Origin of the sequence: Megamonas sp. Calf98-2, assembly GCF_900110235.1 — a bacterium.
GTDB lineage: Bacteria > Bacillota > Negativicutes > Selenomonadales > Selenomonadaceae > Megamonas > Megamonas funiformis.
The window spans coordinates 1-14,045 of sequence record NZ_FOCY01000007.1; the positions used below are offsets into that span (position 1 = coordinate 1).

Sequence of the window (14,045 nt, forward strand, 5' to 3'; positions counted from 1 at the left end):
GAATTTTTACGACGTTCAAGATATTTATTGTGAGCAGATGAAGAGATATATTCATTTTCAATTTTATTACGAGATAGTTCTCGAGCAATAGTAGAATGATGACGATGCAAAAATTTAGCAATAAAACGAGTAGAATAACCTAATATAGAAAGAACCTCTATACGAATACGTTCAGATATGGTAAGATGATGATAGCTCATTATGAATTTTCCTTTCGTGTGGATTTGGTGTGGTAACTTTATTTTACACGAAAATTCATAGTGAGTTTTTTATTTTTCTAGGTGTCGCACTTCATTATACAATCCATCTTAAATAAAAATGCTTAATATTACACACATTATATAAATTGATTATTTTTTTATTAATGTATTAATATATTTTTTATGGCACTTATATGACACTAAAATGGCACCGCATAACTTATTACTTTGTGGTAATAAGTTATTTTTTTATAGATTTTTCAATTTCATCAAGAATTTTATTATTAGCACTATCTATAAGAGCTAGAAATACAGTATTTCTAGCTCTTACTCATTCACTAGTAATTGTAGAGATTTCTTTTCTGGTAAATGTAATCTCTTACTTCATTTACAAATAGATAGATAAGCATTTTTTGAGTAACTATCCTAACACTCTAGCATTAGCGCAATAATGTAAAAACCCTTTTATAAATACGTCATATACTGTGCTATAAACTTTTCTAAAAATTCATTAGCAGACATCATTGGATTGAAATACGAACTTAATAAATAATTCAACCTATCATTAAGCACATTTTTTATTTTTCCATTATCCTTTAGACCAAAAGATGTAAAAAGTAGAAGAATTCTTGGACACTGGGAGCTAGATACCATAGTATCTAGTAGTGGAAAATCTAAGGCTTGTTTAGCAACATTTATAGAAAGTTTATTTATATGGCAATAAAAATAAAAGATAGAACAGTCCCATCAATGCTAAAAGGAATAAAAAAGTTAGTGAAAGTACTACCAAAAAGGCATTAAAAACATTTACAACAGATAGAAGAAAAGAATTTGCATGTTACAAAGAAGTAGAAAAATTAAATATAAAAGTATATTTTGCAGATACTTATGCAGCATGGCAAAGAGGTAGCAACGAAAATTCAAGATGATTTAATAGAAAAATTAATATTATTAAATAGTAGACCAAAAAGAATTGTCGCACTTGAATTGACAATTCATTATTAATAAAAAGTATAGTCATCTAACTTAATTATATATTGACAAAATAATATTTATCCTTATATAATTAAACTAGATAAATATAAAAATATAATAGTAACAAACTACATTAATCCCTAAAATACTTGCTTCTACTGACCGCTTTTGTAGAAGCTTTATTTTTTATCTAAATAAAAAAAGATAGACAGAAGATTTTCTGTCTATCTTTTCTCTTTATTGAGGGATTTATTTTTTATTGATATATTCAATAATTACATCTGCAATATCTTCAAGGGATTTATGGCTAGTATTAACACTTAAATCATAATTTTTAGGATTTCCCCATTCTTTGCCTGTATAATAAGCATAATACTCAGCTCTTTTAGCATCTTCTTGATTTAATTCAATAACAGATTTTCCATCATATACTGTTCTACCGCGTTCTTCACGATATTCATCATTTGCACAAACAAATACAGAACATACATTTTCATTGCCTTGTAAAACAGCATCTGCACATCTACCAAGAATAATGCATTTACCATCTTTAGCTAAACGGCGAATAATTTCAGATTCTTGTTCAAACATTTTGTGGTTCATTGGTTTAGCACCACTCATACCAAAAATGTAAAATGGCATGAATTTAAGAGAAAGTGGTGGCACATTATCTTCAAATTCTTTTAATTGACTTTCACTCATGCCACTAATACCTAATTGAGCAGCAGCCATATGCACGATTTGTCTATCATATAATTTATAACCTAATTTTTCAGCTAAAATATTTGCGAGTTCACGACCGCCACTACCATATTGACGACTGATTGCTATAACATTATTTTTCACAAAAAGACCCTCTTTCAAAATTATTTATTAATTAATCATTTGTTTTGCGGAAAGCTAAAGAATATCCTAAAACAACTGCAAAACATACTACAGGTAAATAGAATGCTGTTCTAATAGCTGCTTCTGATGCGGAGAAACCACTAACCATGAAGCTTAATGCACTAGAGTCAACTAACCAACCCATGATAGGAGTGATTATTGCACCACCTAAGATAGCCATGATTAAACCTGCTGCACCAAATTTTACTTCAGCACCGAGACCACGAAGAGCAATACCATAAATTGTTGGGAACATTAAGCTCATGCAACCAGAAATTGCAATCAAGCAATATACAGATACAGATGTTGGTAAATAAATTGTACCAAGGCAACATAAGATACCGCCTAAAGCGAAAATTGCCATCATTTTTGCAGGAACAAAGTATTTCATTAAATATGTGCAGAGCCATCTGCAAGCGATAAATAATACCATTGCGTAAATATAATAGTTAACAGCGTCAGCTTCAATGATATTTTTTGTAGCCATGATATATTTAATAGTCCATGTCCAAACTGCGATTTGTACACCTACATAGAAGAACTGAGTGATAACGCCCCAATAGTAACGAGGATTTTGTAATAATTTACCAAATGCTTGAGGAACAGTCATTGCTACACGACCATCTTTATCATTTAATTTACTTCTAAAGAAGATAACCCAAATGATGAATGCAATTAAGATTAAGCCAACATAAGGAACACATACCCAGAAAAGTTCTGTATCTCTGATAGCGGAAAGTTCAGCAGGGGACATAGCTAGTCTATCATCTAAATCAGCAGGATTCAAGTTTGCTAAGATAATATATTTTGCTAAGAATAAGCCAGCCATTGAACCTACAGGGTTGAATGCTTGAGCGAAATTCAATCTGCGAACGCTTGTTTCTTGAGCACCCAAAGATAATACGAATGGATTACATGTTGTTTCTAATACGGATAAACCACCAGCTAAGATGAAGATTGATACTAAGAATAAATTATAACTTTGCAAAATAGCAGCTGGGATATAACCAAATGCACCTATCATATAGAAGCCAAGACCTACTAAAACACCAACACGATAGGAATATTTTTTAATGATAAATGCTGCTGGCATAGCGAGTACAGCATATGCACCATAGAAAGCAACTTGTACTAAAGAAGAGTCAACCGCTTTAATCATAAAGATTTTAGCAAATGAAGGAACTAAGTTATCTGTCATATTGTTTAATAAGCCCCAAAGAGCAAAACAAGATACTAGTAAGAAGAAATAAATTCTATATTGGGCAGGAACTACTGGTATACTGCTGCTATTATTTGCAACATTTTTTTCACTTAATGTATTTGCATTATTTTCCATGATAAAACCTCTCTTAAATATTTATACACGAATAAAAATCACATAATTAATCTACTACAACACCTTTTTGCAACATGATATTAGCATAAAGAGCTTTTTCACTTGTAGCGATAATAGCATAAGCTGTTTTAGCTTCTTCGTAGAAAGCAAATCTTTCAATATTGCCGATAGCATTTGCTCCACGTTCATCATGTTTAGCTACGATTTCTTTATAAGTATCCCAAATAGGAGTTTCTACTGTATCACCAGGCATTACTTCCATGAGATTAACAGGTTTATCAACATAAATATCTAATGGGAAAACTTTTAAAATTGCATCTAATAATTCAGGAACACCATGACCATCACATCTGATTACTATTGCATTTTTACCCATGGACTCTGCTGGGAAATTTCCATCAGCGATAACAATTCTATCGCTATGACCCATTTCACAAAGTACTTTTAATAATTCAGGTGATAATATTTTAGGAATATTTTTTAACATAATAAACTCTCCTTAACATTTTTATATATTTCGTCCCAATTTTCATCTTTTTGAGGTTCATAAACAGTAACATTTTCAGAATTAGCAATTATCTTGCGTGCTTCTTTAATATCTTTTATTTCACCTAATGCCATTAACTGTAGTGCAATATTTCCCATTACTGTAGCTTCTACAGGGCCTGCCACTACTTTTCTACCACAAACATCAGCTGTTAATTGACACAATAATTTACTTTGGATACCGCCACCAATGATGTTTAAGATATCATATTTTTTGCCAGTAGCCATTTCAATTTGTTCTAAAGCAAATCTGTATTTAACAGCTAAACTCTGATCTATACAACGAACGATTTCTGCTTCATTTTGAGGAACATATTGACCTGTACGTTTGCAATATTCTTGAATTCGTTTTGGAATATTACCTGCTGGAATAAATTCTTCATTATCTGTATCAATAAAGGAATTTATCATACCCACTTTACTAGCCATCTGTTCGAGTTCACCGAAGCCATATTCTTTACCTTCTCTAATCCATTGACGGCGACTTTCTTGAATGAGCCACAATCCGATGATATTTTTTAAGAAGGAAGTTTTATTATCTGCTCCGCCTTCATTAGTAATATTCAAACTTGCGGAAGTTTCATTGATTATAGGTGTTTTTAATTCTGTACCTAATAAGGACCATGTACCACAAGATAAGAATATAAAGTCATCCTCTTGAGTTGGTACTGCTACCATAGCTGATTGAGTATCATGTCCTGCTACAGCAATTACATCTATTTCATTTATTCCTAATTCTTCGCTGATTTGTTTGCTCAATTTACCAATTTTTGTTCCTGGTTGAACAATTTTAGTGAATATATTTTTCGGTAAATCCAAATTTTCAATAATTTCTGAAGACCAAGTTTTGTTTTTAGCATCTAATAATTGAGTTGTGGATGCTATTGTATATTCCGTACATTTTTCATTAGATAAGAAATAATTTAATAAATCCGGCATTAATAATAAAGTTTCAGCTTTTTGCAATAATTCAGGTTGATTTTCTTTCAATGCCATCAATTGGAAAAGAGTATTTAATTCCATAAACTGGTTGCCTGTAATACTATAAACAGTATCTTTATCCAATTTAGCAAAAACTTTTTCCATCATACCTTTTGTTCTAGCATCTCTATAATGAACAGGATTTTCTAAAAGTTTGCCATCTTTATTTAAAAGACCAAAATCCACGCCCCATGTATCTATACCTAGGCTTTTTATTTCACCTTCTTGTTTTGCTTTAATCAAACCAATCTTTATATCATGAAATAATCTTAATACGTCCCAGTACATAGTATCTAATAAAATCACAGGATCATTTGTGAAGCGATGAATTTCTTTTAAAGAAATTTTTTCACCATCAAAACTACCAATGATAGCTCTACCACTAGAAGCTCCAAAATCTAAGGCTAAAACCTTAACATCTTTTTTCATGTTTTCACTCCTCACTGTTAACTTTTAACCTTATTATATCAACACCTAGGTATTAAATCTTGTTATATTATCACTAAAAATAGCACAATATTCACTTTTAATAAATAATTTGAAAATTTTATATAAAATCATAAAACAAAATAAACTAACAAAATCATAAATATAAACAACAATTATATATATCTTTAGTTTTAATTTAAATAAAAAAAACAGCCCAATGATATATTGGGCTGTTTGTAAACAATTAGTCTTCTTTATAATGTTTATAACCTGGGTGTCTGCCTTTTACGCCATAGTAGCTGCGTAAGTTGATGAGTTTATCAATATTTTCACGAGAAATTTCTTTTGGTCCACCTAAAAGATAAGCATTTAAGTTGATTTTAGCAAATAATTCTAATGTTTCCATTTTGTAATAAGCTTCTACCAAATTAGAACCAACAGTCAATGCACCGTGATTTTCTAATAATACAGCATCATGTTCTTGAATGTAAGGTGCAATAGCTTCAGGTACCTCGTAAGTAGAAGGTGTTCCATAAGGGGTGATAGGAATAGAACCTAATGCTACTACTGTTTCGATCATATCATATCTATCTAAAGGTACATGAGCTACAGCAAAGCCAGTAGCTGTTGGGGGATGTGCGTGAAGCACTGCACCTACATCTTCACGGTCAGCATAGCAACGTAAATGCATTTTGATTTCAGAAGATGGTCTATATCCTTCATTAGCTTCTAAAATTTCGCCTTCTGCATTAATACGTACTAATTTTTCAGGAGTGATGAAACTTTTGCTAATTCCTGTTGGTGTAGCAAGGAAAGTACCATCATCTAATTTTACTGTTATATTACCATCATTAGCAGCAACCCAACCTAATTGCCACATTTTATGGCAAATATCACATATTTGTTCTTTTATTTCTTCGTAAGCCATAATAATAAGCTCCTCCAATTAATCTATATTATATTCTAATTATTTATATAAAGGACCATAGTTTTTGCAAGCTCTATAGTCTTGACCTTCTTTATCCATACCAAAAGCATTCCAAGCAGCAGGACGGAAGATTTTATCTTCAGGAACGTTATGCATGCATACAGGAATTCTGAGCATAGAGCATAATGTAATGAGGTCTGCACCGATATGACCATAGCTGATAGCACCGTGATTTGCACCCCAGTTATTCATTACATCATAAGCAGATTTGAATGCACCTTCACCAGTTAAACGTGGAGCGAACCAAGTGCAAGGCCAAGTGTAGTCAGTACGTTTCCAGAGTTTATCAGATACTTCATCTGGTAATTTTACAGTCCATCCTTCTGCAATCTGTAATACAGGGCCTAAGCCTTTTACAAGATTTAAACGAACCATAGTTACAGGCATTTCACTATTTGTTAAGAAACGGGAGCTAAATCCGCCACCTCTGAAGTAACCATTATCAGCAGGGCACCATTCAGTTGCATCGAGGCAAGCTTTTTGGTCTTTTTCAGTCATTTCCCAGAATGGTTTAATTACGCCATTACCATTTTCATCTTTTGCTTCACCACAAGCATCGATACAAGCAGCACCGGAGTTGATTAAGTGAATAAATCCTTTGGATTCTTTAGCAACGCCTTCTAATTCATAACCAGTAGCCTGTTTAACTGCTTCAGGGCTCCAGTATGTTCTAACATCAGCGAAGATCTGTGCAGTATTTGTTAATAATTTACCAAAGAGCATACCTACGCCGTTTAATGTATCATTTTCTGTAGCAAGTACATATGGTTCTCTTGCACCATTCCAGTCGAAGGAAGAGTTCATCATTGCTTCTGGGAAGTCGCAGTTTGGATAGAAGTCTGTCCATTGTCTTTGACCTTGGAAACCACCAGCGATTGCATTATGACCTAATTGTTCTTCTTCGCAACCTTCTGGTAAGTTTTTGTTACCATTATAGAGGTCTTTAATGATACACATCATTTTTACAACAAATTCCCAAGCTTCTTCTTTTTCAGCGTCAGTTTTACGGCAGAAATCTGGGTTTTTATCGAAACCTTGTTTGCAGTTTTCTTTAGTCCATTTTAAAGCTTTTTCAAATTCTGCATGGTCATAAATACCTTCTGTCATACGACGGATAATTTCAACTTCGTCTACAGATTCAACTCTCATGCCGAGGTATTCTTCAAAGAATTCTGGGCTGATGATGGAGCCTGCAATACCCATTGTAATGGAACCAATCTGTAAGTAGGATTTACCTCTCATTGTAGCAACAGCTACAGATGCACGACCAAATCTTAAAAGTTTTTCTTGAACATCTTCTGGGATATCTGTAGCATCTGCATTTTGAACATCATGTCCATAAATACCGAAAGCTGGAAGACCTTTTTGTGCATGGCTTGCAAGTACGGAAGCAAGATATACAGCGCCAGGACGTTCAGTACCATTGAAGCCCCAAACACCTTTGATTGTTTTTGGATCCATATCCATTGTTTCAGAACCATAGCACCAGCAAGGAGTTACTGTTAAAGTAATATCTACGCCTTCTTTTTTAAATTTTTCAGCGCAAGCAGCAGCTTCAGGTACACGACCGATTGTTGTATCAGCGATAACTACTTTTACAGGTTCACCGTTAGAATATTTGAGGTTTTCTGTAAATAATTTAGCAGCAGCTTTTGCCATGCCCATAGTTTGTTCTTCTAAAGATTCTCTAACTTTTAAAACGCCTCTACGTCCGTCAATTGTAGGGCGGATACCAATTACAGGATAATCTCCAATTAATCTGTTTGTTGCCATTGTAAAATTCCTCCTAAGAAATCTTTTTTATTTTGTATATGTCTTTTTGTTTGTTATTCACTTGATGATTAAATTATAGCAACTAAATATTAATAATGCTTGTTATATTATCACTAAAAATATAATAATATTCACTTTTTAAAAATTGTATGAAACTTTACATTTTTAGAAATATAAGTATAATAGTAATATAAAATCTTATTTATTAGGAGAATAGTTATGAAACATGATAGTTATAATGAACAAAGAGAACGTGGTAATTTTTCATTTCCTGTAGAATATCATTATGTAACTAATCATCATCCACGCTATAACATGCCATATCATTGGCATATTCAATATGAGATTATTCGTGTATTAGAAGGAAAAATTGTAATTTCTATAGATGAAAATGAATATACAGCTAGTGCTGGAGACATGATTTTTATCACAGATGGTTGTGTTCATGGAGGAAAAGCTTTTTTAGAAAATACTATATATGAATGTATGGTATTTGATAAAAAATTATTTGAAACAAATGTGGGCGATAAAAATATTCTTCAAAAATTTTTTGAACATCATCTAATTATCAATAGTTATTTTAATAATGAATATACCGATATTCACCGCACCATATGGACTATATTTGATGCATTGAAAACAAAATCCAGTGGATATGAATTTATCGTACTTGGTTGTTTATTTAATTTCTTTGGTTTAGTTTTAAAACATAATCTCTATACGAAATCTTTTACAAATTTTATAAGTAGTAATCAAAAAAACATTCATAAATTGAAAAAGGCATTTCATCTTATTGAAACTTCATATAGTCAACCATTAACTTTAGAAGATTTAGCTAATACTTCTGGATTATCACCGAAGTATTTTTGCCGATTTTTCCAAAGTATGACTAATAAAACACCTATTGCTTATTTAAATTATTATCGAATTGAATGTGCTTGCAGTAAATTAATCAGTGATAAAGACCAATCCATCACTGATATAGCTTATAGTTGTGGATTTAATGATTTATCTTACTTTATAAAAACATTCCGTAAATACAAAAATACAACACCAAATAAATACATCAAATCTTATTTTGAATTAACCAATAAATAGAAAAAGCTCTTATTAACCTTATAATCAAAGTTAATAAGAGCTTTTTTATTTAATAAAATCATTATTATTCGCTAACAGTTTCTGTTCTTTTATTATCTTGAAAAGAATTTTTCAATGGCTGTAAAGGGCTAATAGTAGAAATAGCATGTTTATAAACCATCATCTGTTTTCCAGCAGAATCCAAAATAACTGTGAAATTATCAAAACCTTTTACATTTCCACGTAATTGGAAGCCATTTGTTAAATGGATAATAACTCCTACATTTTCTTTTCTCACTTGATTTAAAAAAACATCTTGTAAATTTATTGTTTTGTTTGGCATTTTAAGGGTCCTCCAATTAAAATATAATTCTTTTTCAAACTAATTTAATTAGTTTATTTATAGTGCTTTTATTATCTCAATAATAAAATTATATGTCAATTATTATAAGATATTAAAATGTGCCTTGCAGTCAGTCAATATAGTAGCTAACAATTCATCTTCACTTAATTGTTCTACATCATACCAAGAAATATATGGCATTTTCTTATACCACGTAAATTGTCGTTTAGCAAAATGACGAGTAGCTTTTTTCATTTCATAAACAGCAGTATCTAAATCAATATCCCCATTTAAATAACTAGCGATTTCTCGATAACCAATTCCTTTCATGGATTGCCAATCAATCTTCGCACCATTTTGTAGTAAAGATTGTACTTCATCTACAAATCCACAATCCATCATAATATCAACGCGTTGATTAATTCTATCATATAAATTTTGACGACTGCGGTTCAAACCTACAATATAGGCATCATAAATTAATTCACCAGTCAATTCATAATGATTTTTTTGTGAAATCTGCTCTTTACCTAAATGATATACCTCTAAAGCACGAATAATGCGATTGAAATTATTAATATGCAATCTTTGAGCCGTCTGTGGGTCTACTTCTTGTAACATTTTATAAACATATTCTTTGCCATGTTCGCTTGCTAGTTTTTCTAAATGCTTCCTATATTCAACATCGCCAGAAGTTTCGTTAAAAATATAGCCTTCAAGCAAGGATTTTACATATAAGCCTGTACCGCCAGCTAAAATAGGAATTTTCCCTTCATTATTTATCTGTTCAATTAAAGGTTTAACCTTATCATGAAAATCACTTACATTAAAATTTTCCCAAGGCTCTAAAATATCAATGATATGATGTTTTATTCCCTTCATTTCTTCTAATGTAGGTTTAGCCGTACCTATATCAAAACCCTTATATACTAACATACTATCGCCAGAGATTATTTCTGTGGATAACTTTTGAGCTAAAGCTATGCTAAGATTTGTTTTACCTACAGCAGTTGGCCCTAAAATAACGATTAATTTTAATTTTTCCATCTTATTTTACTAAATCCAAAGATGAACCAACAGGCACGATATCTACGCTAGCATGTGAAATACTTTCTGCATAGGATTTAAAAGCTTCAGGATTTTCAGCAATAACAGGCCATGTATTATAGTGAACAGGAATAGCATGCTTTGCATTCAATAATTGAACAGCTTTAGCTGCATCTTTAGCGTCCATAGTATAATTACTGCCAATTGGTAAAATAGCATAATCAATTTGTTGTTTTTCGCCGATAAGAGCCATATCGCTAAATAAAGCTGTATCACCAGCAAAATAAACTACAGTATCATCATTGAATTTAATTACAAAACCGCAAGGTATTCCACCTTCTACGCCTGCACTATGCAATGCAGGAACCATAGTTACTATACCAAATGGGAAAGTAAACGAACCACCTAAATTCATACCATGAACATTTACATAATCACTTGGTAATTTTGTCAAAACTTCTGGAGTAGAAATAACTTTTGCACCTGTTTTTTGTGCAATCTGTGTAGCATCTCCATAATGATCTCCATGAGCATGAGTCAATAAAATATAATCACATTCTACTTCATCAGCAGAAATACTTGCTACTGGGTTTCCTGTCAAAAATGGGTCAAATAATAATTTTTCATTATCTGTTTCAAGCAAGAAACAAGCATGTCCATAATATTTAAATTTAATCATTTAAAATCACCTTCTCTGAATTTATTCATCAAAATGTAATAATTCTTTTCGCTTTCTAGCATTAGTCAACATTTCTTCAGCATTTTCAAGTGAAGCTTGTGTTAAATCTATGCCAGATGACATTCTAGCAATTTCAGCGAGTTTAGCATCATAATTAATTTCATCAATGGTAGTAAAGGTTTTATTATTTTTAGTCTCTTTACTGATATAAAAATGAGCATCTGCCATCGCTGCAATCTGTGGTAAATGAGTGATACATATAACTTGTCTATATAGGGCAATGCGAGCAATTTTTTCAGCCATCATTTGAGCTGTTTTTCCGCCAACACCTGTATCCACCTCATCAAATACCATCAAATCAATATCATCTTTTTTTGCGGTAATAGTTTTTAAAGCTAAAGCAATACGAGACAATTCCCCACCTGAAACGATTTTAGCTAAGGATTTTAAATCTTCACCTAAATTAGCAGAAAATAAAATTTCCACATCATCGGCTCCATTTTCAGTGAAATCATCATCATTCAAGGTTAAATTTATGACAAGTTTCGCATCAGCCATAGATAAAGAAGCTAATTCTTTCATGATTGCCATTTCTAGAGCTTTGGCACTTTTTTGACGTAATTCATGCAAAATTAAGGCTTCTTGGGATACATCTTTTGCTAATAAAGATAATTCCTGTTCTAATTTGGCAAGATTATCATCATAATTTTCAATATAGGTCAATTCCTCTTTTGCTTTAGCTAAATAATTCAATATTTCCTCAATAGTATTGCCATATTTTCTTTTCAGCTTGTCGATATCATTTAATCGAGATTGCATCATATCTAACTTTTGAGGATTATAATCTATACTTTCACCATAATTGCGGATTTCATCTGCACTATCTTGTATTTGGAAATAAGCTTCATCTAATATTTGATGAACTTTAGCCATATTTTCGTCATATTGAGCTAAGTTTTCTAAATCCTTGCGTACTTGACTCAATGAACTTAAAATGGCAAATTTACCATTTTCACCTTCATAAAGCAATTTATATGCATCTTGTGTCAATAATGATATCTTCTCTGCATTAGCTAAGACTTTTATTTCAGACTCTAATTTTTCATCTTCATCTAAAGTCAATTTAGCATTTTCAATCTCATTAATTTGCCATTTCAGCATATCTAATCGTTGAGCCATTTCTTGTGTATTTATTTTACTATCAGCTAATTTTTGTTTTATTTGTAACCACTGATAATATTTTTCTAAATATACTTCTTTTTGCTTTTGAATAGCATCGCCATCATACATATCAATAAGTGATAATTGCTTTATAGGTTTTAGTAATGCCTGATTAGCATGTTGACCATGTATATCTACTAATAACTCACCTAGTTGGCGTAAAATAGCCATTGTCGTATGACAATTATTAATCTGTACGCTATTTTTACCATTTATATTTATCTGTCTAGTTATGATTAAATCATCATCTTCAACTAAGATATTATATTTAGTTAAAAAATCTTTGACTAAATTGTTATCCAAAGTAAAAACAGCTTCTACTCGCATAAATTCACAACCACTGCGAATAGCATCAATATTTGTTCTTCGTCCAATAACCATACCTAAGGCACCTAATAAAATAGATTTACCAGCACCTGTTTCACCAGTAAGTATATTAAGACCTTTATCAAAATCTATTTGTACATGCTCAATCAAAGCAAAATTCCAAATTGATAGTGTTTTTAACATGAATATCCCCCAAATTAATTAAGCATATCCTGTAATCTTTTCATTATATCTTCTACAGCAGATATAGGTTTTACTACTATAAAAATATTATCATCACCTGCTACTGTACCTATGATTTCAGGCCATTTAGCATAATCTAAAGTAGAAGCTACTGCATTAGCTGCACCAGGAAGAGTTTTTACTACAATGATATTTTCACTGAAGTTCAAACCAACTACAGAATCTCTAAATAAATTTAATAAACGATTTTTAGAATACATCAATTCCTTATCTGTAGGATAAGCATAACGATATCTTCCATCGCCTGTAGGAACTTTTATTAGCATTAACTCTTTAATATCACGAGAAACAGTAGCTTGTGTTACTACTATATGTTGTTCTCTTAGAGCATTTGCTAATTCTTCTTGTGTTTCAATAACGGAGTGTTCAATAATTTCCTTAATTCTTGCATGGCGTGTAGCTTTCATGCATATTCACCAACTTTCTCAATCCAACATAATGCTGGAGCATTAAAATTATGATTTATCATTTTATACCAACCTACTGTAAAAGATTTTTTAGGTAAATCCTTTACAAATAGTTTTATAGACTGATACTCTTTTAAGCCTTCTTCATGACCTGGATACATAACAATTGCAACATAACCATTTATATTTAAATTGTTTAAGATTTTATCTATGGCCTTTAATGTTGTATCATCTTTTGTCGTGAATTTATGATCTCCACCTGGTAAATATCCCAGATTAAAGATAGCTATATCTATTTTTGTCTGTATATAGTTATCAATATGTTCATGTGAATCATGAATAAATGATATATTTTCTAGTGGTAAATTTATATTATCTTTATTTTTTATTAATAAAGCTTTTGTATTTTCTATAGCTTCTTTTTGGATATCGAATGCATATATCTGAGCATTATTTAAGGTATTTTGAGCTAGAAACAGTGTATCATTGCCATTTCCAGCTGTAGCATCAACTATTATTTTTGCTTCATTTAATCTATTTTTTAATAAGCAATGTGCTAACTGAATTGAGTTACTGAGCTTTTGCATG

Annotated in this window: 15 protein-coding genes; 2 read left to right on the forward strand and 13 right to left on the reverse strand. The window is 31.4% G+C overall.

All coding sequences use genetic code 11. The features are described from left to right. The coding region (locus BMX03_RS03080; protein WP_143052057.1) for a helix-turn-helix domain-containing protein at positions 1-200 on the reverse strand (200 nt) is incomplete at its 3' end. Between the two features lie 876 nt (positions 201-1,076). Here BMX03_RS03080 and BMX03_RS11315 point away from each other — a divergent pair. Continuing rightward, positions 1,077-1,205, forward strand: a complete 129-nt coding sequence (locus BMX03_RS11315; protein WP_255361400.1) for a hypothetical protein — start codon at positions 1,077-1,079, stop codon at positions 1,203-1,205. A 219-nt stretch (positions 1,206-1,424) separates the two neighbouring features. Here the strand turns inward: BMX03_RS11315 and BMX03_RS03085 are convergent, their stop codons facing one another. The 6 genes from BMX03_RS03085 to BMX03_RS03110 all read right to left on the reverse strand — a co-directional run bounded on the left by BMX03_RS03085 (position 1,425) and on the right by BMX03_RS03110 (position 8,113). Continuing rightward, positions 1,425-2,021 (reverse strand): cytidylate kinase-like family protein, encoded by a 597-nt coding sequence (locus BMX03_RS03085; protein WP_022228400.1) that lies wholly within the window; start codon positions 2,019-2,021, stop codon positions 1,425-1,427. Positions 2,022-2,052: 31 nt separating this feature from the next. Next, positions 2,053-3,396 (reverse strand): L-fucose:H+ symporter permease, encoded by a 1,344-nt coding sequence (gene fucP, locus BMX03_RS03090; protein ID WP_022228401.1) that lies wholly within the window; start codon positions 3,394-3,396, stop codon positions 2,053-2,055. Between the two features lie 46 nt (positions 3,397-3,442). Continuing rightward, positions 3,443-3,883 carry an RbsD/FucU family protein gene (locus tag BMX03_RS03095; RefSeq protein ID WP_008537871.1) on the reverse strand — a complete coding sequence of 147 codons (441 nt, stop codon included), beginning with the start codon at positions 3,881-3,883 and terminating at the stop codon, positions 3,443-3,445. Continuing rightward, positions 3,877-5,352 (reverse strand): rhamnulokinase, encoded by a 1,476-nt coding sequence (locus BMX03_RS03100; protein WP_075554507.1) that lies wholly within the window; start codon positions 5,350-5,352, stop codon positions 3,877-3,879. Before BMX03_RS03100 ends, BMX03_RS03095 begins: the two co-directional genes overlap by 7 nt. A 244-nt stretch (positions 5,353-5,596) precedes the next feature. Beyond that, positions 5,597-6,280 carry a class II aldolase/adducin family protein gene (locus BMX03_RS03105; RefSeq protein ID WP_008540268.1) on the reverse strand — a complete coding sequence of 228 codons (684 nt, stop codon included), beginning with the start codon at positions 6,278-6,280 and terminating at the stop codon, positions 5,597-5,599. A 39-nt stretch (positions 6,281-6,319) separates the two neighbouring features. Continuing rightward, positions 6,320-8,113, reverse strand: coding sequence for an L-fucose isomerase (locus BMX03_RS03110; protein WP_091693735.1), 1,794 nt, complete (start codon positions 8,111-8,113; stop codon positions 6,320-6,322). 219 nt (positions 8,114-8,332) lie between these two features. Here BMX03_RS03110 and BMX03_RS03115 point away from each other — a divergent pair, with 219 nt between their 5' ends. Further along, positions 8,333-9,211, forward strand: a complete 879-nt coding sequence (locus BMX03_RS03115; RefSeq protein WP_075554506.1) for an AraC family transcriptional regulator — start codon at positions 8,333-8,335, stop codon at positions 9,209-9,211. Positions 9,212-9,275: 64 nt separating this feature from the next. On the opposite strand, the gene hfq is transcribed toward BMX03_RS03115, so the two are convergent. From hfq to BMX03_RS03145, 6 genes are all read right to left on the reverse strand, one after another. Beyond that, entirely contained in the window at positions 9,276-9,533 is a 258-nt protein-coding gene (gene hfq / locus BMX03_RS03120; protein ID WP_008537868.1) for an RNA chaperone Hfq, read from the reverse strand. A 102-nt stretch (positions 9,534-9,635) separates the two neighbouring features. Then, on the reverse strand, positions 9,636-10,580 hold the full coding sequence (gene miaA, locus BMX03_RS03125) for a tRNA (adenosine(37)-N6)-dimethylallyltransferase MiaA (protein ID WP_091693738.1): 945 nt from the start codon (positions 10,578-10,580) through the stop codon (positions 9,636-9,638). Between the two features lies 1 nt (position 10,581). Continuing rightward, positions 10,582-11,259 (reverse strand): metal-dependent hydrolase, encoded by a 678-nt coding sequence (locus BMX03_RS03130; RefSeq protein WP_015562220.1) that lies wholly within the window; start codon positions 11,257-11,259, stop codon positions 10,582-10,584. 21 nt (positions 11,260-11,280) lie between these two features. Next, positions 11,281-12,990, reverse strand: coding sequence for a DNA repair protein RecN (gene recN, locus BMX03_RS03135; protein ID WP_015562221.1), 1,710 nt, complete (start codon positions 12,988-12,990; stop codon positions 11,281-11,283). A gap of 14 nt (positions 12,991-13,004) precedes the next feature. Next, the gene (gene argR, locus BMX03_RS03140; protein WP_008537864.1) at positions 13,005-13,457 is read right to left on the reverse strand and encodes an arginine repressor; all 453 of its coding nucleotides are present in this window, start codon (positions 13,455-13,457) and stop codon (positions 13,005-13,007) included. Further along, positions 13,454-14,044, reverse strand: a complete 591-nt coding sequence (locus BMX03_RS03145; protein ID WP_015562222.1) for a tRNA 5-(aminomethyl)-2-thiouridylate-methyltransferase MnmM — start codon at positions 14,042-14,044, stop codon at positions 13,454-13,456. Before BMX03_RS03145 ends, argR begins: the two co-directional genes overlap by 4 nt. Position 14,045: the final 1 nt, after the last annotated feature.

Excerpts from the sequence above, each read along its gene's own strand:
- fucP (WP_022228401.1), bottom strand. The coding sequence starts at position 3,396 with ATGGAAAATAATGCAAATACATTAAGTGAAAAAAATGTTGCAAATAAT.
- BMX03_RS03095 (WP_008537871.1), bottom strand. The coding sequence starts at position 3,883 with ATGTTAAAAAATATTCCTAAAATATTATCACCTGAATTATTAAAAGTA.
- BMX03_RS03100 (WP_075554507.1), bottom strand. The coding sequence starts at position 5,352 with ATGAAAAAAGATGTTAAGGTTTTAGCCTTAGATTTTGGAGCTTCTAGT.
- BMX03_RS03105 (WP_008540268.1), bottom strand. The coding sequence starts at position 6,280 with ATGGCTTACGAAGAAATAAAAGAACAAATATGTGATATTTGCCATAAA.
- BMX03_RS03110 (WP_091693735.1), bottom strand. The coding sequence starts at position 8,113 with ATGGCAACAAACAGATTAATTGGAGATTATCCTGTAATTGGTATCCGC.
- BMX03_RS03115 (WP_075554506.1), top strand. The coding sequence starts at position 8,333 with ATGAAACATGATAGTTATAATGAACAAAGAGAACGTGGTAATTTTTCA.
- hfq (WP_008537868.1), bottom strand. The coding sequence starts at position 9,533 with ATGCCAAACAAAACAATAAATTTACAAGATGTTTTTTTAAATCAAGTG.
- miaA (WP_091693738.1), bottom strand. The coding sequence starts at position 10,580 with ATGGAAAAATTAAAATTAATCGTTATTTTAGGGCCAACTGCTGTAGGT.
- BMX03_RS03130 (WP_015562220.1), bottom strand. The coding sequence starts at position 11,259 with ATGATTAAATTTAAATATTATGGACATGCTTGTTTCTTGCTTGAAACA.
- recN (WP_015562221.1), bottom strand. The coding sequence starts at position 12,990 with ATGTTAAAAACACTATCAATTTGGAATTTTGCTTTGATTGAGCATGTA.
- argR (WP_008537864.1), bottom strand. The coding sequence starts at position 13,457 with ATGAAAGCTACACGCCATGCAAGAATTAAGGAAATTATTGAACACTCC.
- BMX03_RS03145 (WP_015562222.1), bottom strand. The coding sequence starts at position 14,044 with ATGCAAAAGCTCAGTAACTCAATTCAGTTAGCACATTGCTTATTAAAA.